The organism is Hyphomicrobiales bacterium, assembly GCA_030688605.1.
GTDB lineage: Bacteria > Pseudomonadota > Alphaproteobacteria > Rhizobiales > NORP267 > JAUYJB01.
The window spans coordinates 87000-106713 of sequence record JAUYJB010000122.1; the positions used below are offsets into that span (position 1 = coordinate 87000).

At 65.0% G+C, this 19714-nt stretch carries 20 protein-coding genes and 1 tRNA gene; 14 read left to right on the forward strand and 7 right to left on the reverse strand.

What is annotated here, in order from left to right; translation table 11 throughout:
• Window positions 1–285: 285 nt before the first annotated feature.
• The 3 genes from Q8P46_13090 to Q8P46_13100 all read left to right on the forward strand — a co-directional run bounded on the left by Q8P46_13090 (window position 286) and on the right by Q8P46_13100 (window position 3492).
• Window positions 286–2061 (forward strand): acetolactate synthase 3 large subunit, encoded by a 1776-nt coding sequence (locus tag Q8P46_13090; GenBank protein ID MDP2621084.1) that lies wholly within the window; start codon window positions 286–288, stop codon window positions 2059–2061.
• On the forward strand, window positions 2058–2630 hold the full coding sequence (gene ilvN, locus Q8P46_13095) for an acetolactate synthase small subunit (GenBank protein MDP2621085.1): 573 nt from the start codon (window positions 2058–2060) through the stop codon (window positions 2628–2630). The genes Q8P46_13090 and ilvN overlap by 4 nt, the downstream gene beginning before the upstream one ends.
• A 109-nt stretch (window positions 2631–2739) precedes the next feature.
• Entirely contained in the window at window positions 2740–3492 is a 753-nt protein-coding gene (locus tag Q8P46_13100) for a pyridoxine 5'-phosphate synthase (protein ID MDP2621086.1), read from the forward strand.
• On the opposite strand, the gene Q8P46_13105 is transcribed toward Q8P46_13100, so the two are convergent.
• On the reverse strand, window positions 3489–3863 hold the full coding sequence (locus Q8P46_13105; protein MDP2621087.1) for a hypothetical protein: 375 nt from the start codon (window positions 3861–3863) through the stop codon (window positions 3489–3491). The genes Q8P46_13100 and Q8P46_13105 overlap by 4 nt on opposite strands.
• Before the next feature lie 183 nt (window positions 3864–4046).
• Here Q8P46_13105 and ilvC point away from each other — a divergent pair, with 183 nt between their 5' ends.
• Entirely contained in the window at window positions 4047–5066 is a 1020-nt protein-coding gene (gene ilvC / locus Q8P46_13110; GenBank protein MDP2621088.1) for a ketol-acid reductoisomerase, read from the forward strand.
• An 88-nt stretch (window positions 5067–5154) separates the two neighbouring features.
• Here ilvC and Q8P46_13115 read toward each other — a convergent pair whose 3' ends face one another.
• Window positions 5155–5439 carry a PilZ domain-containing protein gene (locus Q8P46_13115; GenBank protein ID MDP2621089.1) on the reverse strand — a complete coding sequence of 95 codons (285 nt, stop codon included), beginning with the start codon at window positions 5437–5439 and terminating at the stop codon, window positions 5155–5157.
• 166 nt (window positions 5440–5605) lie between these two features.
• Between Q8P46_13115 and Q8P46_13120 the strand changes: the two genes are divergently transcribed.
• Window positions 5606–6526 carry a PhzF family phenazine biosynthesis protein gene (locus Q8P46_13120; GenBank protein MDP2621090.1) on the forward strand — a complete coding sequence of 307 codons (921 nt, stop codon included), beginning with the start codon at window positions 5606–5608 and terminating at the stop codon, window positions 6524–6526.
• Between the two features lie 38 nt (window positions 6527–6564).
• Here the strand turns inward: Q8P46_13120 and Q8P46_13125 are convergent, their stop codons facing one another.
• Both Q8P46_13125 and Q8P46_13130 read right to left on the reverse strand, forming a co-directional pair.
• Complete coding sequence (locus Q8P46_13125) at window positions 6565–6810, reverse strand: hypothetical protein (protein MDP2621091.1); 246 nt, start codon at window positions 6808–6810, stop codon at window positions 6565–6567.
• A 234-nt stretch (window positions 6811–7044) separates the two neighbouring features.
• On the reverse strand, window positions 7045–7290 hold the full coding sequence (locus tag Q8P46_13130) for a hypothetical protein (protein ID MDP2621092.1): 246 nt from the start codon (window positions 7288–7290) through the stop codon (window positions 7045–7047).
• 501 nt (window positions 7291–7791) lie between these two features.
• On the opposite strand from Q8P46_13130, the gene Q8P46_13135 reads away from it, so the two are divergent.
• Window positions 7792–9381 (forward strand): 2-isopropylmalate synthase, encoded by a 1590-nt coding sequence (locus Q8P46_13135; GenBank protein MDP2621093.1) that lies wholly within the window; start codon window positions 7792–7794, stop codon window positions 9379–9381.
• Window positions 9382–9444: 63 nt separating this feature from the next.
• Here Q8P46_13135 and Q8P46_13140 read toward each other — a convergent pair whose 3' ends face one another.
• Window positions 9445–9897: a GIY-YIG nuclease family protein gene (locus Q8P46_13140; protein ID MDP2621094.1), complete on the reverse strand. Its 453-nt coding sequence runs from the start codon at window positions 9895–9897 to the stop codon at window positions 9445–9447.
• A 179-nt stretch (window positions 9898–10076) separates the two neighbouring features.
• Between Q8P46_13140 and Q8P46_13145 the strand changes: the two genes are divergently transcribed.
• The 3 genes from Q8P46_13145 to Q8P46_13155 all read left to right on the forward strand — a co-directional run bounded on the left by Q8P46_13145 (window position 10077) and on the right by Q8P46_13155 (window position 11117).
• A tRNA-Lys gene (locus Q8P46_13145) sits at window positions 10077–10152 on the forward strand.
• Between the two features lie 162 nt (window positions 10153–10314).
• On the forward strand, window positions 10315–10476 hold the full coding sequence (locus Q8P46_13150) for a hypothetical protein (GenBank protein MDP2621095.1): 162 nt from the start codon (window positions 10315–10317) through the stop codon (window positions 10474–10476).
• Window positions 10473–11117, forward strand: coding sequence for a hypothetical protein (locus Q8P46_13155; GenBank protein MDP2621096.1), 645 nt, complete (start codon window positions 10473–10475; stop codon window positions 11115–11117). Before Q8P46_13150 ends, Q8P46_13155 begins: the two co-directional genes overlap by 4 nt.
• A gap of 43 nt (window positions 11118–11160) precedes the next feature.
• On the opposite strand, the gene clpS is transcribed toward Q8P46_13155, so the two are convergent.
• Together clpS and Q8P46_13165 are read right to left on the reverse strand one after the other, a co-directional pair.
• Window positions 11161–11466: an ATP-dependent Clp protease adapter ClpS gene (gene clpS / locus Q8P46_13160; GenBank protein ID MDP2621097.1), complete on the reverse strand. Its 306-nt coding sequence runs from the start codon at window positions 11464–11466 to the stop codon at window positions 11161–11163.
• 123 nt (window positions 11467–11589) lie between these two features.
• Complete coding sequence (locus Q8P46_13165; GenBank protein ID MDP2621098.1) at window positions 11590–12849, reverse strand: hypothetical protein; 1260 nt, start codon at window positions 12847–12849, stop codon at window positions 11590–11592.
• 173 nt (window positions 12850–13022) lie between these two features.
• On the opposite strand from Q8P46_13165, the gene Q8P46_13170 reads away from it, so the two are divergent.
• The 5 genes from Q8P46_13170 to Q8P46_13190 all read left to right on the forward strand — a co-directional run bounded on the left by Q8P46_13170 (window position 13023) and on the right by Q8P46_13190 (window position 19574).
• On the forward strand, window positions 13023–13946 hold the full coding sequence (locus tag Q8P46_13170) for a MurR/RpiR family transcriptional regulator (GenBank protein MDP2621099.1): 924 nt from the start codon (window positions 13023–13025) through the stop codon (window positions 13944–13946).
• Between the two features lie 25 nt (window positions 13947–13971).
• Complete coding sequence (locus Q8P46_13175) at window positions 13972–14973, forward strand: TAXI family TRAP transporter solute-binding subunit (GenBank protein MDP2621100.1); 1002 nt, start codon at window positions 13972–13974, stop codon at window positions 14971–14973.
• 73 nt (window positions 14974–15046) lie between these two features.
• Entirely contained in the window at window positions 15047–17407 is a 2361-nt protein-coding gene (locus tag Q8P46_13180) for a TRAP transporter fused permease subunit (protein ID MDP2621101.1), read from the forward strand.
• Window positions 17404–18750 (forward strand): aspartate aminotransferase family protein, encoded by a 1347-nt coding sequence (locus Q8P46_13185; protein MDP2621102.1) that lies wholly within the window; start codon window positions 17404–17406, stop codon window positions 18748–18750. Before Q8P46_13180 ends, Q8P46_13185 begins: the two co-directional genes overlap by 4 nt.
• On the forward strand, window positions 18747–19574 hold the full coding sequence (locus Q8P46_13190; GenBank protein ID MDP2621103.1) for a 3-keto-5-aminohexanoate cleavage protein: 828 nt from the start codon (window positions 18747–18749) through the stop codon (window positions 19572–19574). The genes Q8P46_13185 and Q8P46_13190 overlap by 4 nt, the downstream gene beginning before the upstream one ends.
• Window positions 19575–19714 lie beyond the last annotated feature (140 nt).

Genomic DNA, 19714 nt, shown 5'->3' on the forward strand with positions numbered 1-19714 from the left:
CCGGACGGACCGGGCCCTGAAGCGGCGCGCATTTCAGGCTTGACCGGCGCTGGACCGCCCACTAACGTGCACCGCAGCATCAAGGAGAAAAGGCGCGGAATCCATGCGCGCAAGGCTCATCGTGGTAGGACGGCGCATCACCGGGACGGCTTGAACAGAGCCGTCGCGAACGGTGGTGCGCGCGCAGGGGCTTCTCGGGCCCCTTTTTTGTTGCCCGAATTTCCGCTGGAAATGGGCCGGAAACCGGTCGAAAGTGGGAATGCCAGCAAATCGACGGAGCGGACGATGAAACGGCAAATGACAGGCGCTCAGATGGTCATCCAGGCCCTCGCCGACCAGGGCGTGCGCCACGTCTTCGGCTATCCCGGCGGCGCCGTGTTGCCGATCTATGACGAGTTGTGCCAGCAGGACAAGTTCGAGCACATCCTGGTGCGCCACGAGCAGGGCGCGGGCCACGCGGCGGAGGGCTATGCCCGCTCGACCGGCAAGCCCGGCGTGGTGCTGGTCACCTCGGGTCCCGGCGCCACCAACATGGTGACGGCGCTGACCGACGCGCTGATGGATTCGGTGCCGATCGTCTGCATCACCGGCCAGGTGCCGACGCATTTGATCGGCAACGACGCCTTCCAGGAATGCGACACGGTCGGCATCACAAGGCCCTGCACCAAGCACAATTGGCTGGTCCGCGACGTCAATGATCTTGCCCGCGTCATCCACGAGGCGTTCTATATCGCCACCTCGGGACGGCCCGGGCCGGTTGTCGTCGACATCCCCAAGGACGTGCAGTTCGCGACCGGCACCTATCGCGGGCCGAGCGGCAACGGGCGCAGCAGCTATCGGGGCTACGCGCCGAAGATGAAAGGCGACATGAATGCGATCCGCGCCGCGGTCGACCTCATCGCCAGGGCCAAGAAGCCGGTCTTCTATACCGGCGGCGGGGTCATCAATTCAGGCACCGAGGCGTGCCGTCTGCTGCGCGAGTTCGTGCGGCTGACCGGCTATCCGATCACCTCGACGCTGATGGGGCTCGGCGCGTATCCTGCCTCCGACAAGCAGTGGCTCGGCATGCTCGGCATGCACGGCACCTACGAAGCCAATTGGGCGATGCATGATTGCGACGTGATGATCTGCATCGGCGCGCGCTTCGACGACCGCATCACCGGCCGGCTCGACGCCTTCTCGCCGGGCTCGACGAAGATCCATGTCGACATCGACCCCTCGTCGATCAACAAGAATGTCCGTGTCGATCTGCCGATCATCGGCGATGTCGGCCACGTGCTCGACGACATGCAGCGCGTCTGGCGCGACAGCCAGGCGGTGCCGGACAAGGCGGCGCTGAAGGCGTGGTGGAAACAGATCGACCATTGGCGCAAGCGCGACTGCCTGAGATACCGCCAGCCCAGGGACGTCATCATGCCGCAATTTGCGCTGCAGCGGCTCTACGAGGCGACCAAGGACCGCGACACCTACATCACCACCGAAGTCGGCCAGCACCAGATGTGGGCGGCGCAGTTCTACCATCTGGAGGAGCCCAACCGCTGGATGACCTCCGGCGGGCTCGGCACAATGGGCTACGGGCTGCCGGCGGCGGTCGGCGTCCAGGTGGCGCATCCGGACAGCCTGGTCATCGACATTGCCGGCGATGCCTCGGTGCTGATGACCATGCAGGAGATGTCGACGGCGGTTCAGTATAATCTGCCGATCAAGATCTTCATCCTCAACAACCAGTACATGGGCATGGTGCGCCAGTGGCAGCAGCTGCTGCACGGCAACCGCCTGTCGCAGAGCTATATGGAATCGCTGCCCGACTTCGCGAAGCTCGCCGAGGCATACGGCGCCGTCGGCTTCCGCGCCGAGAAACCGGACGAGCTCGACGACGCCATCGCCGAGATGATCGCGGTGGATGCGCCGGTACTGTTCGACTGCCGGGTCGCGAATCTGGCCAACTGCTTCCCGATGATCCCGTCGGGCGAGGCGCACAACCGGATGCTGCTCGGCGAGGAGGCCGACGGGGAAGCGGTCGAAACCGCGATCGGCGAAAAGGGAAAGGCGCTGGTATGACCCAGGAAGCACAGAAGCAAGACCGCCCGACGCAGCCGGCGTCCGCCTATTTCATGCAGCAGACAAGCGAGGTCGAAGAGCGCCACACGCTGTCGGTGCTGGTCGACAATGAGCCCGGGGTGCTGGCCCGGGTCATCGGCCTGTTCTCCGGCCGCGGCTACAACATCGAGTCGCTGACCGTGTCGGAGACCGAGCATGAGAGGCATCTGTCGCGGATTACCATCGTCACCACGGGCACGCCGATGGTGCTGGAGCAGATCCGCAACCAGCTCGACCGGCTGGTGCCGGTGCACAAGGTGACGGACCTGACCCGCGAGGGGTCGCCGCTCGAGCGCGAGCTGGCGCTGGTCAAGGTGCAGGGCACCGGCGAGGACCGGCTCGAGGCGCTGCGGCTCGCCGACGCCTTCAAGGCCGAAGTCGTCGACGCGACCCGGGAGCATTTCACCTTCGAGATGACCGGCCGCTCGGTCAAGATCGAGCAGTTCGTCTCGCTGATGCAGGGCCTCGGCCTGGTCGAGGTGGCCCGAACGGGCGTCGCCGCGGTGCGCCGCGGCCCGGAGCCGATGTAGTGCATATTCCGCAAAAGTGGGAACCGGTCTTGCGAAAAGAATATGCTCAAACAAATAGATAGGAGCGGCGCTCGATGCCGTTAGAATGGATCTCGCTTTAGGACCAGCCATGCCGACGCATCTTTCCGTCAATCTCAACGCGGTCGCCATGCTGCGCAACCGGCGCGACCTGCCGTGGCCGAGCGTCGTTGGGCTCGGGCGCGCGGCACTTGAAGCCGGCGCCCACGGGCTCACCGCGCATCCGCGGCCCGACGAGCGGCATATCCGCGCCAGCGACGTGGCGAAGCTCGCCAAGCTGATCGTCGCCGAGTTCCCAAAGCGCGAGCTGAACATCGAGGGCTATCCCGACAAACGCTTCCTCGACATCGTGGCGGAGGCCGAGCCCGATCAGGCCACCCTGGTGCCCGACGAGCCGGGCCAGGCGACCTCCGATCACGGCTGGGACGTGGCGGGAAACCGCGCGCTCATCGAAGACGCCATCGACCGGTTGAGGTCGCTCGGCGTGCGGGTCTCGCTGTTCATCGATGCCGAGCCCGAGGCGGCGCGGGCGGCCGCCGACATCGGCGCCGACCGGGTCGAGCTCTATACCGGGCCCTATGGCGCGGCCCACGACGATCCGGCGCGCGCGAAAGGCGAACTCGAACGGCTCGGCACGGCCGCCGAGGCCGCCCGCGCGGCGAAGCTCGGCGTCAATGCCGGCCACGACCTGACGCTCGCCAACCTGCCGCCGCTCGTCGCCCGCATCCCCTTCATCGCCGAGGTCTCGATCGGCCACGGGCTGACCGCCGACGCGCTGACCTACGGCATGGCGGAGGCCGTGCGCCGCTATCTCGCCGCCGCCGGCAATCCGGTCGCGGTCTAAGCCGCGTCCGCGCCGCGATAGAAAATAACGGCGAAAAGCAGTGTCGAAAGGAGGATCAGAAAGGAGCCGATGATCGCCACGGTGTCCTGTGCCGCGGGGCTGTGGGCGATATAGATGCCGATGACGAAGATCACGAGGCTGACATTGTGGGCCCAGAAATGCCAAGTCGAAAGCGGCGATTGGCGCAATGCCGGCCAGGCGCGGTGGATCAGGCCGAACAGCGTCATCAGCGCGAAGCCGGCGAGATTTGCGTGCGCGTGTACCGGCGTGTATTCGAAGGACTGGCCAATACCCATCCAGATGCCGAACGCCATGCCGGCGATGAGATAGATTAGCGCGATGCGAATGAACAATGTGTCGATGCGAGCCATTGGGTTCCCTCCCGAAACATCAGCCCCGCGCCAGGGCGCGGGGTGCGGCAATCTGGACCGATTCCAAATCGGAGGCAAGGATGGCCGCCAACCCCTTCACGGGGCCGCCGGACCGGCCTATAAGCCGTGCGAGCCATGTTTCTAGGCGCGTTTTCGCGTCACCAGCCGAGGGAATGAACAACGATGCGCGTTTATTACGATCGCGACGCCGACCTCAACCTGATCAAGGGCAAAAAGGTCGCCGTCGTCGGCTATGGCAGCCAGGGACACGCCCATGCCCTGAACCTGCGCGATTCCGGCGTCAAGGAGGTTACGGTCGCCCTGCGGCCCGGCTCTGGCTCCGCCAAGAAGGCGCAGGCCGAAGAGCTGATGGTCATGGACGTGGCGGCGGCCGCCAAATGGGCCGACGTGATGATGATGCTGACCCCCGACGAGCTGCAGCCGGAAATCTATAGCTCGCAAATCCGCGACAATCTCCGCGACGGCGCCGCGATCGCCTTCGCCCACGGGCTCAGCATCCATTTCGGCCTGATCGAACCGAAACCGAGCGTCGACGTGATCATGATCGCGCCGAAAGGGCCGGGCCACACGGTGCGTTCGGAATATCTGCGCGGCGCCGGCGTGCCGTGCCTGATGGCGATCGCCCAGGACGCCTCCGGCAATGCCCACGACCTCGCCATCGCCTATGGCTCGGCGATCGGCGGCGGGCGCTCCGGCATCATCGAGACGACGTTCCGGGAGGAATGCGAAACCGACCTTTTCGGCGAGCAGTGCGTGCTGTGCGGCGGTCTCGTCGAGCTGATCCGCACCGGCTACGAGACCCTGGTCGAGGCCGGCTATGCGCCGGAGATGGCCTATTTCGAGTGCCTGCACGAGGTCAAGCTGATCGTCGACCTGATCTATGAGGGCGGCATCGCCAACATGAACTACTCGATCTCCAATACCGCCGAATATGGCGAATATGTCTCGGGTCCCCGCGTCATCACCGCCGAGACCAAGGCGGAGATGAAGCGCATCCTCGACGACATCCAGACCGGCAAGTTCGTTTCCCAATGGATGAGCGAGTGCCGCGCCGGCCAGGCGCGCTTCAAGGCGACGCGGCGCCTCAACGACGCCCATCCGATCGAGGAGGTCGGCGCCAAGCTGCGCGGCATGATGCCGTGGATCAAGGCCGGCGCACTGGTCGACAAGGCGAAGAACTGATCCACGGCCTTTCGGCCTGAGGGCTTGCTGGCGCAAGCCGGGGGATCGAGGCCGGCGCCCTGGTCGACAAGGCGAAGAACTGAGCCGGCTAATGCCCCCGTTTTTGCTGCCTTATGGGCCGCGGCGGGGCGGTGAAGCGGACGCCGATGTCGGTCGAGTCCCGCCAGATGGTCTCGGCCGAATAGAGCCGCTTCTCCTGCTTGACCAGCACCTCGAACTGGTCGGGGACCAAATTCGTCGATTCGAGGACGACGCGGGCGCCGATCTTGGTCAGATTGCGCACGGTGCAATCGACCGACGAACGTCCCTTGTTGAAGAATATGATGGCGCCCTTGAGGACGCGCTGGCGCGGCTGCTGCCGTCTTTCCCGCATTGCCTCTGATCCTGTTATTTTCAGCGCCGATTATGGCGCCCACAGTCAAACAATTTGTTAACGTTTACACAGCACCACTGCCCCGGCGTCTTTACAGGGCCGGTCTTTCTCGGCCCTAATCCCGCCGGCCTGAGGGCGGCGACCTGGGTTCGGCGATTGAGGAGACATGCACCGCTTCTTTACGCTCGATGTGTTCACCGACACGCCGCTTGCCGGCAATCCGCTGGCCGTGGTGCTCGACGCCGACGATCTCGACAAGGCGGCGATGCAGGCGATCGCGCGAGAGTTCAACCTGTCGGAGACGGTGTTTTTGCTGAAAGCCGCGCAGGCGAACCACAATGCCCGCGCGCGGATCTTCACGCCGGTGCGCGAGCTGCCCTTCGCCGGCCACCCGACCGTCGGCGCCGCGGTGCTGCTCGCCAACCTCAAAATCAACGACGGCGGGGAAGGCGAACAGAGCGAGCACGACGCCATGGTCGTCATCGAGCAGGAGATCGGCCTGGTGCGCGCCGGCGTGCGGCTGAGGCCGGGGGCGGCGCCGTTTGCCGTGTTCGACGCGCCGAAGCTGCCGGAGGAGGCGGGCACGGTGCCGTCCGCGGAGGATCTTGCCCACGGCATCGGCCTGATGCCCTCCGATGTCGGCTTCGACAACCACAAGCCGATGCGGGCGAGCGCCGGGGTCGCCTACGTGTTCCTGCCGGTCAAGAACCGCGAGGCGCTGGCGCGCTGCCAGTCCAACCGCATCTTCTGGGATAGCATCTTCGGCGACGACGATCACGGCGCCGTCTATGTCTATTGCCGCGACACGGAAGACGAGGCCCATGCGTTCCGCGCCCGCATGTTCTCGCCCGGCCTGGGGCTCGACGAAGACCCGGCGACGGGCTCCGCGGCGGCCGCCTTCGCCTGCATCGTCGCCCGCTTCGAGCCGCTCGGCGACGGCACCCACACGCTGATCATCGAGCAGGGCTATGAGATGGGCCGGCCGAGCCAGATCATGCTCGAAGTCGAGCTCGCCGGCGGCAAGCTCATCAGTGCCCGCATCGGCGGCCATGCGGTGATCGTCCAGGAGGGAACGATTGAACTTTAGGAGGGCGGCCCGGCCGCGGCGGCCGGGCCGGATTGCCTCTAGTTGATCCCGAGGATCTGCTTTGCCTGCTCGAGTGTGGCGACTGCCGCCTCGTCGTTTCCGGCATTGTGCTGCTCTTCGCTCGCGGTGCGAAGCTCCATCACCTTGGCCTTGTCGGCGTCGGAGAGCTGAGCGCTCTGCAGCGCCACGTCGACCTTGGCGATGTCGTCGGAATAATTGTCCGCATAGACCGGGCCGGCAAGTAGCGCCAGGGCCGCGGCGGCGAAAAGTGTCTTACGGATCATTTGACGGTCCTCCTCGATTGATGTGGTCGTGGGGTGCGATCGGGATGTTGGCGCCTGAGCGCCGACGAAGGTTCGTTCCCGAACGGTCAGAGAGTGGATTTTGAATGCGGCGGATTGTCGTTCGAATTGGACAATTTAAAAGGAATTAATAGGGCGATTGCGTGATGTCCGCAGCGCACCCCCGGGTCTCGCCTCGGGGGGCGGCCCGGCCGGGGAGGCCGGGCCGGATTGCATCTAGTTGATGCCGAGGATCTGCATGGCCTCGGCGAGCGTGGCCACCGCCGCGTCATGGTCGCCGGCATTGTGCTGCTCCTCGCCAGTGGCGCGAAGCTCCGTCACCTTGGCCTTGTCGGCGTCGGAGAGCTGAGCGTTCGGCAGCGCCGCGTCGATCTTGGCCATGTCTTGCGGGCAATGGAAGGCGTAAGCCGGGCCGGTGAGAAACGCGAGGGCGGCGGCGGCGAACAGGGTCTTGCGGATCATCGATCAATCCTCTTCATTGAATGCGGTTGTGGGGTGCGATCGGGATGCTGGCGTCGGACCGCCAGAGAAGACTCATCCTCGAAGCGCCGCAGGTTCGATTGCGATTGCGGCTTATTGTTGTCTGAATTGGTCAAATTAAAAGGTGCCCCCGTGACCAATGTGTGCCGTCATCCGCACCGGGGTCAACACCCGCTTTACGTTCGCCGGGCAAAGCTGTAGATAGAAAACGGCCCAAGAACGGCAACGGCAGCCATGACCGTCGAGATGAGCAACAGAGCGAGCTTCACCGGCGCCCCGCGCTTGAACGCGGCGGCGGGCGCTTGCCTGGCGGCCGGCCGGCGGCATCTCCTCGCGACCAGCGCGCTCCTCCTTACCAGCCCCTAGGCGCTGGCAGCCTGGCGATTGGCCGGGCGGGTCCCTAGGGGAACGGCCTTCACCGCATGTTAAGGATACGATGCCGGGAATCGCTTGAGCGACCGGCGCGCGATAGGAAGAGCACCCATGACCAGACCGAAACCAGGCGGTAACGGCGCCGCGGACAAGAGCAAGGCGCACAAGGAGCGCGTTTTCATCTTCGACACGACGCTGCGCGACGGCGAGCAATGTCCCGGCGCGACCATGACGCTGAACGAGAAGCTGCAGGTCGCCGACCTGCTCGACGAAATGGGCGTCGACATCATCGAAGCCGGCTTTCCGATCGCCTCCAACGGCGATTTCGAGGCGGTGAGCCTGGTCGCCGAGCGGGTCGAGAACGCCACCGTCGCCGGCCTCGCCCGGGCGGGGAACAAGGACATCGACCGCTGCGCGGAGGCCGTCAAGAAGGCGCGCAAGCCGCGCATCCACACCTTCATCTCCACTTCCCCGGTGCACATGAAGTGGAAGCTTCAGATGGAGCCGGAACAGGTCTACGAGATGGTCATCGCCTCGGTCACGCGGGCGCGCAATCATGTCGAGGACGTGGAGTGGAGTTGCGAGGACGGCACCCGCACCGATTTCGACTTCATGTGCCGCTGCGTCGAGGCGGCGATCAAGGCGGGTGCTTCCACCATCAACATCCCGGACACGGTCGGCTATACGGCGCCGGAGGAGTTCGCGGCGCTGATCCGGCGCGTGCGCGAGAAGGTGCCGAACTCCGACAAGGCGATCTTCTCGGTGCATTGCCACGACGATCTCGGCATGGCGGTGGCGAATTCCTTGGCCGGCGTCTCCGCCGGCGCCCGGCAGATCGAGTGCACCGTCAACGGCATCGGCGAGCGAGCCGGCAACGCGGCGCTGGAGGAGGTCGTCATGGCAATGAAGACCCGCGGCGACATCTTCCCGTTTACGACCGGCATCGACGCGACCATGCTGACGCGGGCCTCCAAGCTCGTCGCCGCCGTCACCTCCTTCCCGGTCCAGTACAACAAGGCGATCGTCGGGCGGAACGCCTTCGCCCACGAGAGCGGCATCCACCAGGACGGCATGCTCAAGCACAACCAGACCTACGAGATCATGACGCCGGAATCGGTCGGCGTGTCGAAAACCTCGCTGGTCATGGGCAAGCATTCGGGCCGCAACGCCTTCAGGGACAAGCTGAAGCAGCTCGGCTACGTGCTCGCCGACAATCAGCTCGAGGACGCCTTCGTCCGCTTCAAGGAGTTGGCGGACAAGAAGAAGCACGTCTATGACGAGGATATCGAGGCGCTGGTCGACGAGAAGCTGGCGACCGCCGAGGACCGCATGAAGGTGCTCTCGCTCCTGGTCGTCGCCGGCACCATGGGGCCGCAATCGGCGACCCTGACGCTCGACGTCGATGGCGAGCACAAGACGGTTCAGGCCACCGGCAACGGGCCGGTCGACGCGACCTTCAACGCGATTCAAGCGCTGGTGCCGCACGAGGCGCGGCTGGAGCTCTATCAGGTGCACGCGGTGACCGAGGGCACCGATGCCCAGGCCGAGGTCTCGGTGCACCTCGGCGTCAACGACCGGACCTTCGCCGGCCGCGCCGCGCATCCCGATACCCTGGTCGCCTCGGCCAAGGCCTATCTGGTGGCGCTCAACAAGCTGATGGCCCGCCGCGACCGGCTGCACGCCCAGCACGCCGCGGAGTAGGGCGGGAATAGAGCTGCTTCTCGAAGCGATCCGGGAACGGGCCGTCCGGCGGGCCGGCCCTACCTATCCGTGGCGCCAGCGCAGAAGATGGCTTGGGCATTGGCGGCAATCGCTGGAGCCAAAGCGGGGAAGGGGCACGGTGAAGGCGCCGCAATCGAGAAGCGCGGACAGCAGCGCGCACTCGTCGGCCTCGGGATAGGCGAGGGCAAGCAGAGTCGCTGCGGCCGGCGTCAGCCGGTCGATATGCCAGTGGACCGGCTTGTCGGCCTTCAGATGCCGGGCGATGCGCGCGCGCATGCCGCCCGGGCCACGGGCGCTGCCGGCATAGGCGTACCAGCCAGGCGGCAGAATGCCGGCGGCAAGCCTCGGAATGTCCACGGCAAGCGGCCGGTCAAGACGCACCAAGAGCAGGTATGCGCCCCCCGCCGCCGGAACGGATTCGGCCGCGCCGAGCACCGCATAGGCCGCCGGCGCGGGAAGGGATGCGCGGAGATTGGGCGGCAGAGCCTGTCGCATGGGGGATAGCCTAGCGGTTCGGGGCGCATCTGTCGCGGAATGGGCCGAGACATGGCCTTTCCCATCCATAAGCCTGCGCCTATATGTGGAAAAGCGCGCTCCGGCCGACGCTCTGGACTTGCCAGGGGGCGTTTGCTAGACGGGGCGCAACCGCGGATGGGGTTAAGCCATAGGCGGACGGGCGCATAGCTCAGTTGGTAGAGCAGCTGACTCTTAATCAGCGGGTCGTAGGTTCGAGTCCTACTGCGCCCACCAATCTTTTCAAAGGGTTAGGTGGATTCTCGGAATCCCGGAATGGGCTCTGTAAGCGCAAGGCAAGCGCATCGCGCCAAATCCGAGACCGATACGCGCCGGCTTGCCGCATAATGCCGATACGGCTAGCTTTCACGAATTCTCGCGACGACGCCGGAGGAGGCCATGACCCACGGTCTGCCTGTCCGCAACGCTGTTCCGTTCACGCTGACGATCCTTCTATTGCCGCCGATCGCCGGCGGCGAAGAGGCCCGGCAGAGCGTCGCGAACGCTCCTTTGGACGGCATGGCCTCCGCCGAGGCACGCCCGGAAGATCGCGGATCATGAGTCTGCGACGCTGGCTGCTCCTTGGCGTTCTCTATGTTTGCCTGATCGTCGGAGGCTTGCTGGCGGGGCAATGGCTTGCCGACACGGCGGGGCTCGACGTCCGCCCCTCCAGCGAGCCGGATATTCATGCGATGGTGATGCTGACCACCGTCGTATACGTAGTAGCAGCGGCGATTCCCTTCGTCCCCGGCGCCGAGATCGGCTTCACCTTGATCGTCGTGCTCGGGGCGCCAATCATTCCCGTGGTCTACATCGCCATGGTCGTCGCGCTGCACATCGCATTCGTCGTCGGAAGATTCGTGCCGGCGCGCGCCATCGCCGCCGTTTTCCAATTTTTCGGGTTGCGTAAGGGGCGCGACCTGGTGCTGCAGATGGCGCCGCTTGGCGCGCGCGAGCGGCTCGCTCTGCTGACGGCCAGGGCGCCGACCCGGATCATTCCCTTCCTTCTCCGCCATCGCCATGTGGCGCTTGCCGTGGCGTTGAACATTCCCGGAAACACGCTTGCCGGAGGCGGCGGCGGGATCGCGATGGCCGCCGGCATGAGCGGTCTTTATTCTATTCCGGCCTTTGCGATAACGGTCGCGCTTGCGGTGGCGCCGATTCCGCTCCTGGTTCTGATCGCCGATCGTCTGTGGGGTTGAGGCGCCCGAACCTGTGGTGACGGCGAGGGCCGTCGATCTTGCTCTACTCTTCCGGCTCGGTCGTGAACAGCAGCGGATAGCCCGCGCGCCGACCGGCTTCGGTTCCCTGGGTTGCCTTCGTTTCGGCGATGTCCCTCGTATAGACGGCGACAACGCACACGCCGCGTTTATGGGCGGTGATCATGACCCGATAGGCCTGTTCCTCGCTCATGCCGAAAACCGCCTTCAGGACCGCGACGACGAATTCCCGGGGCGTATAGTCGTCATTGACGAGAATGACTTTGTGAAGTCGCGGCCGTTTCGTTTTCGGCTTAGGCTTGGTGCGTGGCCTGGTGGCGATATCGCGCATCGGAGGACCTTCTGCCGATGAAGGCGCAACGACGGAAGCACGGTTCGCCACCGTCGTACATCCGGCGCCGTGCGTGTAATAGGCGTCTTCGCCGGGCCACGGACACCCGGCGAAGGGGATTGCCTATTGCGTCGCCGCCGGGCGCTTCAGCGTCACCCGCATGATGCGGTTTGTGCTGCTCTGGTGGATCAGGAGGTTGCCGTCCCGTGTCGGCCGCATGTGCCTGATGATGCCGGCATAGACGCCGCCGGACGGGATCGGCCAGCTCTGGAACGTCTCGGTGGCGGGGTCGAAGCGGACCAGCGCATCCGGCCTCATGCCCGATTCGTTGTACCAGACGATGCCGTCGACGACCGCGATGGCGTAGGGATGGGACTTCGGCCCGCTCGGCGACGGCCATTCCTTGATCTCGCCGGTGCTGGGGTCGAACCGGCCGAGGCGCCCTTGCGAGGAATTGACGTACCAGATCATGCCATCCGCGGCGATGTCGAGACGGCGGACGGTGGTCTCCGGTATCGGCAGCTTGATCTCCGTCAGCTCCATCGTCGCCGGGTCGACCTTAACCAGGCAGTTCGAGCCGTTGCAGGCGACCCACGGCACCCCGTCGGCATCGATCTTGATGCCATAGGGCTTCGATCCCGGCGTCGGCATGGTCACGAGCTTGATGTCGCCGGTCTCCGGGTTCAGCCGGCCCAGCATATTGCTCTGCTGCAGGGTGAACCAAAGGATCCCCTCCTTATCGAAGATCGGCGTGTGCGGGTCGCGCGCGGCCGGGTCCGGCATCTTGTACACGCTGATTTTGCCGCTCATCGGGTCAAACTTGCCGACGGTGCCGTTCTTGTTCCCCGTAAACCAAACGTTGCCTGCGCGATCGAGGGTCACGCTGTGCGGCATCGAATTCGCCGGCAGCGGGTATTCGGTCATCGCCCCGGTCGCGGGATCGATCCTCCCGATCAGATTGCCCCATTGCCCGGCCCACCAGACGGACCCGTCGGCGGCCTCGATCGGATCGCGCGAGCGCTGGCCGAGCGTCGGCACCACCCATTCGGTGAACGCGATCTCGGCGCTGCCAGACATCAGCTTCGGCGCTCGTCTGGCATTCGGGGGAAAATTCGCCGCCAGGTATTGCGTGATCCGGTCCCGTTCCTCGGGGCTCCCGGACAGGTCGATCATCGTGCTGGTCAGCTCCTTCCAGCCCTCGCGGCTGTAGCCGGAGCTGCGCGTTATCTGATTGGTCCGATGGCACGCCGTGCAGACGTTCCCGACCAGCTCCTTGCCGGCGCCTTCGGGCAGGCCGGATGCCTGGTTCTGGGCCTGCGCGGCGAGCGGGACGAGCAGGCATGAAAATGCGCCCGCCAACGATGCAAGCGACAGTCTAAGCATGGCCGAACTCCCACCGTGTTTGAGCCTTTCCAACTTAGAATCGTTCTTCCCGGCGATGGCGAAAGTCAAGCGAAAGCCATGGTGATCGCCGGATCGTGACCGGGCCGGGGCGGCGCCGGTCTGAAAAGTGCACATTTGTTACACGCAGGGATTTATGTAACACTCATTCCGACATGGCGGACTCTCTTGCAGGCCTGAAGGCGATCATGCCGGATTTGACGGGCGCGCAGCGGCGCGCCGCGAAAATCATCTTGCAACGGCCCGAGGACATTGCCTGGAGATCGATGCGCCAGCTGGCAAGCGCGGCTGGCGTGTCGCCGCCGACCATGCTTCGGCTAGCCGAACGGCTGGGACACGACAATTGGGAGGCGTTCCGCAATGTCTGCCGCCGCGACGGGATGGATTTCAGCTTCGTGAGCCGGGCGCGCGCCTTTCACAGCAAGATGGACGACGTTGCTCAGCCGCCGAGCACACAGACTCTGGCGGCCGCCTATCAGGGCTTGGACGCGCTGGCCGAGACGTTCGACCAGGAGATGCTCGAGCGGGCGGCCGAGGAGGTGGTCGAGGCGGAACCGCTGGTAATCTTCGGTATGCGCTCCAGCCGCGCCGTCGCGCGGGTCTTGCACACGGCAATCCAGCTTTTCCGCTCCCGAGTCGTGCTCGCCGATATCGCGGGTGAAATTTTTGTCGACAGCCTGGCCGAGTTGAACCGGGGGAGTGCCGCGATCTGCATCGGTTCGCGCCCCTACGGCACCGGCACCGTGCAGGCACTGGACTTCGCCAAGGCGGCGGGCGCGACCACCGTTTGCCTGACGGATGATCATGGCTCGCCATTGGCGAAGCGCGCCGACATCGCGCTGGTGGCGCCGACCGGCGGGGTCTCGGTGCTGCCGTCGATCGTCCCGATGACGGTGCTCGCCGAGATGCTTGCGAATACCGCCCTCAGGCTTGCCGGCGAGGAAGGACTTAAGATGGTCGAGGAGCGCGAGCGGGTACTGTTCGCCAATAACGCTTACTGGAGCACCAGTAAGGGGCTGCATGAATTGCCGAGGCAGCCCGCGAGTCTTGCCGGAGAAACCGGCGGTAGAAAGGGATGACGTTCCCAACGCAAGGAGGAAGCACATGAAACATACTTTGAGAAACCTGGCCTTTTCGGCGGCCATTGCCACATTGACGGCGCTCCCGGCCATGTCGACGGGGGCGGCCGCACAAGCCAAGTTCCTGGCGATCGGCACGGGCGGCCCGACCGGCGTCTATTTTGTCACCGGCAACGCCATCTGCCGCATGGTGCATAAGGAAGCTGGCGAAGGCAGCGAGGGCGGACGCAAGCACGGCCTGCGCTGTTCGGCCCCGTCCACGGCAGGGTCCACCTACAATATCGGTCAGATTCAAGCTGGCGAGCTTGAATTCGGCGTCGCCCAGTCCGACTGGCAATTTCATGCCTATAACGGCTCATCGAGTTATGAGGGCAAGCCGTTCAAGGGTCTGCGCGCGGTCTTTTCCGTCCATCCGGAGCCGTTCCAGATTCTGGTCGCCAAGGATTCCGGCATCAACAGCTGGGATGACCTGAAGGGCAAGAGGGTCAATATCGGCAATCCCGGCTCCGGGCAGCGCGGTACCATGGAAGTGCTGCTGCAGATCCATGGCCTGACCACCGCCGACTTTGCCGCCGCCACCGAATTGACCTCGTCCGAACAGTCGAAGGCGCTGTGCGACGGCAATATCGACGCCTACGGCTACACGGTCGGCGTGCCGAATGCCGGCGTCGCGCAGGCCGCCGACGGTTGCGGCGCGCGGATCATCAATCTGAAGACGCCGCAGATCGACAAGCTCGTGGCGGACAATCCGTTTTACGCCTATGCCACCATCCCCGCCGGCACCTATTCGACGGTGACCGAGGATGTGACCACATTTGGGGTCAAGGCCACGTTCGTGACGAGCGAATCTGTTCCCGAAGACGTTGTCTACGGGGTCGTCCGCGCCGTGTTCGAGAATTTGGATGACTTCAAGAGCCTGCATCCGGCTTTCGCCAACCTGACTCCGGAGCAGATGATCACCGAGGGTCTGTCCGCGCCGCTGCACCCTGGCGCGGTGAAGTACTACAAGGAAAAGGGCTGGATGTAAGCCGCCCGGCGGGCGCGCTTCGGGCGCGCCCGCCATCCTTCACGGGCGAGGTCAGGACGCAGGTATTGTGGCGATGCCCGAGCCCAGCCTCAGTGATTTCGAGCCGGAGATTTCCAGTCACGTAGCGTTTCACGTTGCGCTGGTCGCGGGAGCGTGGTCGCTGTTCCAGATCTGGATCGCATCGCCGCTGCCCTTCATCCTGGAATTCGGGATCGTCCATGGCGTTCGGGCGAGGGCGATCCACCTCGGCTTCGCCTTTGCGATGGCTTTCTTCCTGTACCGGGCGACGAAAACGAGGCGTGGCGCGAAAGCAGGCTGGCCGGACTATGTTCTGCTCGCCTGCGGCGTCTTGCCCTGCCTGTACATTTTGGTCTTTTACGAAGGCATCGTCGAACGCGTAGGCGTGCTTCTGAACGTCACCGTCGGCGGCGTAGTGGTGCCGGTGGAGATGATCGTCGGCGGCATCGGCATGCTCGCGCTGCTGGAGGCGGCGCGCCGCGCGGTGGGGTTGCCGCTGGTCGTTATTTCCGTGCTGTTCCTCATATATTCCGTGTTCGGGCAAAGCATGCCGGAGCTGATTTCCCACCGCGGCATGTCGCTCGAGCGCCTCATCGGCTATCACTGGCTGGGAGGCGAGGCGATCTTCGGGTTGCCGCTCGATGTGGTCACCAGCTTCGTGTTCATGTTCGTGCTGTTCGGCGCTCTGCTCGACACCGCCGGCGCGGGAAGATATTTTCTCGATTTTGCCTTTGCCCTGGTGGGCAGATTTCGCGGCGGTCCGGCCAAGGCCGCGATCCTCGCCAGCGGCCTGACCGGGATGATCTCCGGGTCGTCGATCGCGAATGTCGTGACGACCGGGACCTTCACGATCCCGGTGATGCGCAAGGTCGGCCTGCCGGCGGTCAAGGCGGGCGCCATCGAAGTGGCGGCGTCGGTGAACGGCCAGCTCATGCCGCCGATCATGGGCGCGGCGGCCTTCATCATGGCCGAGCTCATCGGCATTTCCTATTTCGACGTCGTCTATCATGCGTTTTTGCCGGCGGTGATCACCTACCTCGCGCTGTTCTGGATCTCCCATCTGGAGGCGCTGAAGCTCGATCTGAGACCCATGGTCGCCGAAGACATCCCGCGGTTGCGCCAGACATTCCTGCGCGGCGTTCATTTTTTCATTCCCATCGTCGTGCTGGTCTGGCTTCTCATGGTGGAGCGGATGTCGGCGTCGGCCGCCGTGTTCTGGGCGACCGCCTCGCTGATGCTGATCATCGTCTTCCAGAACCTCAAGCGGGCCGTCGTCGGCGAGGCAACGGTGGCTGGCGCGCTGCATAGGACCGGCGCCGAACTCTGGCAGGGCCTGGTCGGCGGCGGGCGCAACATGGCGGCGGTCTCGGTGGCCGTCGCATGCGCGGGGATCATCGTCGGAGCGGTCGGGTCGACCGGCCTCAACAACGCCCTGATCGGAATCGTCGAGGCGATTTCCGGCGGCAATGTATACATGCTCCTGGGCCTTACCGCGGTGCTGTGCCTGCTGTTGGGCATGGGCCTGCCGACGACGGCCAACTATCTGGTCGTCGCTTCGCTGATGGCGCCGGTTCTGGTTGAGCTGGGGCAGGCGGCCGGACTGGTCCTGCCGCTGATCGTCGTCCATCTTTACGTCTTCTATTTCGGGCTCATGGCCGATGTGACGCCGCCGGTGGGGCTGGCGGCATATGCGGCCGCGGCAATTTCCCGCGCCGATCCCATTCGGACCGGCGTGCAGGCTTTCGTCTACGAAATCCGCACCGCCATTCTCCCGGTCGTGTTCGTGTTCAATAACCAGTTGTTGCTGATCGGCGTGGAGAGTTGGGCCCAGGGCATCTTCGTTTTCGCGACGTCGCTCTTGGCGATCATGTGTTTTGCCTCCGCCACCCAGGGCTTCCTGTTCCGGCGGCTGCATTTCGTCGAAATCGTCGCCTTGCTCGCACTGTGTCTGGCGCTGTTCCGGCCGGGCGCGCTGTTGGCGCTCGTTTATCCCGAGTGGCGGGCGGTGCCGATTGCCGAGGTCGACCGGACGCTCGCCGCGGCAACCGCGCCGGGTTCGATGCGGATCGCCGTCACGAGGTCGACCAACTATGGGGAACGCTACCGGCTGATGATCTTCACGCCAGAGGAGATTGAAGGGGCATCGTCCCTCACGTCGCTGGGCTTGACTCTGTCCATCGACGAGGCCGGATTTGGCGGCGAGGTCAGCGACGTCGGGTTCTTGTCGGTGGCGGAACAAAAGGGATTTCAACTCTCCGACCGGGTGACCGTGATCGAATTCGAGGTCCGCGACCGGCCATCGAAATATGTAGTCTCCGTGATAGCGCTGTTGCTGCTGGGCGGGTTGGTTGTCTTCAATATGCGAACTCGGACCGTCCGCCGGAGGCTCCCGGATCGAAAGGCAGGTGCCCCTTGACCCATGTCTTCCAACGACACACGAAGGCCAGCCCGCCGGTGGTTGTCGGCGGAAAGGGCTGCTACCTCTTCGACAGCGCCGGCAAACGCTATCTGGACGGCTCGGGCGGTGCCGCCGTCTCGTGCCTCGGTCATGGCGACAAAGAGGTGACCGAGGCCATCAAGGCGCAATTGGACAAGATCGCCTTCGCACATACCATGTTCTTTACGTCCGAGCCGGCCGAGGCGCTGGCCGAGCAGTTGGCCGAGCACGCGCCGGAGGGGCTCGACTGGGTTTATTTCGTCTCCGGCGGCTCGGAGGCGGCGGAGGCGGCGATCAAGCTGGCACGGCAGTATTTCGTCGAAATCGGCGAGCCCAAACGCTGCCGTATCGTCTCGCGCCGGCAGAGCTATCACGGCAATACCCTCGGCGCGCTTGCCGCCGGCGGCAACATGCGGCGGCGGGCGCCCTTCGCGCCGCTCTTGATCGAGACCTCGCACATCGCCCCCTGCTTCGCCTACCGAGAGCAGCGCGAAGGCGAAAGCGAGGAGCAGTATGGCCTACGCGCCGCCGACGAGCTGGAACAGGAGATCGTCCGGCTGGGCCCGGAAACGGTGATGGCCTTCATCGCCGAGCCGGTGGTCGGTGCGACTGCCGGCGCGGTGCCCGCGGTGCCGGGCTATTTCCGGCGCATCCGCGAGATCTGCGACCGCTACGGGGTGCTCCTGATTCTCGACGAAGTGATGTGCGGCATGGGCCGCACCGGCACGCTCTTCGCCTCGGAGCAGGACGGCGTCGTTCCAGATATCACCTGTATCGCCAAGGGGTTGGGGGCCGGATACCAGCCCATCGGGGCGATGCTCTGCCAAGCCGGGATTTACGATGCCATCGCCGCCGGCTCCGGCTTCTTTCAGCACGGGCATACCTACATCGGCCATTCGGCGGCCTGCGCCGGGGCGTTGGCGGTGCTCGAGGCAATTCTCGGGCGCGAATTGCCGGCCCGGGTGCGGGCCCAAGGGGCGGTGCTGATGGAGCTTCTGGAAATGCGGCTTGGCGCCCACCCCCATGTCGGCGACATCCGCGGCCGCGGCCTTTTGCGCGGCATCGAGCTGGTCGCGGAGCGCGGCGACAAGCGGCCCTTCGCGCCGGAACTGGGACTTGCCGCGAGGGTCAAGAAGGCCGCTTTTCAGGCCGGCCTCATCTGCTATCCGATGGGCGGCACCATCGATGGAAAATATGGCGATCACATCCTTCTGGCGCCGCCCTATATCATTACCGACGACGAAATCGAATCCCTGGTCGAGCTTTTGGCCGGAGCGATCGACACCGCGGTCGCCGAGGTTCGGGAAGTCAGCCGCGCATGAACGCACCGCTCATTATCACGGCGGCACCCAACGGAGCACGGCTGAACAAGCAGGATCACCCCAATCTGCCGGTCACGGTAGCGGAAACGGCGGCGGAAGCCGCCCGCTGCCAGGCGGCGGGCGCGGCGGTGCTGCACGCTCATGTCCGGGACGCGGACGGCGCCCATGTGCTGGATCCGGGGCTCTATCGCGAGCTGATCGAAGCGGTGCGTGACGTCTGTGGCGACATGCTGGTGCAGATCACGAGCGAGGCCGTCGGCCGCTACAGCCCGGCGGAGCAAGCCGCCGCCATCATTGCCGGCCGCCCCGAGGCGGCAAGCGTGGCGCTCAGGGAAATGTGGCCGGGCGAGGGGCGCGAAGAGGAAAAGCAGGCGCGCGATTTCTATACCCGCGCCAAGGCGGAAGGCATCCATATCCAGCATATTCTGTATGACCCCCCGGACCTTGCCCGCTTCGCCGACGCCTGCAGCCGCAAGATCATTCCCGAGGACCGAGGCGACGCGCTGTTCGTGCTTGGTCGCTACACGGCATCCCAGCAGGCGGAGCCTGGGGAACTGGATGGCTTTGTCGGTGCCGATACGAGCGCCATTGCCAGCTGGACGGTATGTGCATTCGGGCGCAAAGGGTATGACTGCCTTGTCCGTGCGATCCCTCTCGGCGGCCATGTCCGGGTCGGGTTCGAGAACAATCTGCACATGCGCAATGGTTCGCTGGCGCCGGATAGCGCCGCGCTGGTGAGGGAGATCGCGCATGCGGCGTCAGTGGCCGGCCGCAGACTTGCCAGTCCGAAAGCCGCGCGGGACATCTTGCGGGTCGGCAATTAAGGCTTTCACCGGTCGAGTGATACCCTATGACGGCTGAGCGCTCCCAAGCCCGTCCCATCCGGCCGCCGCGTTCGACCGGACACGGACGTCGCGGCAATCGGGACCGGAACGGTCAGGACCGAAGAAAGTTTCATGTTAGG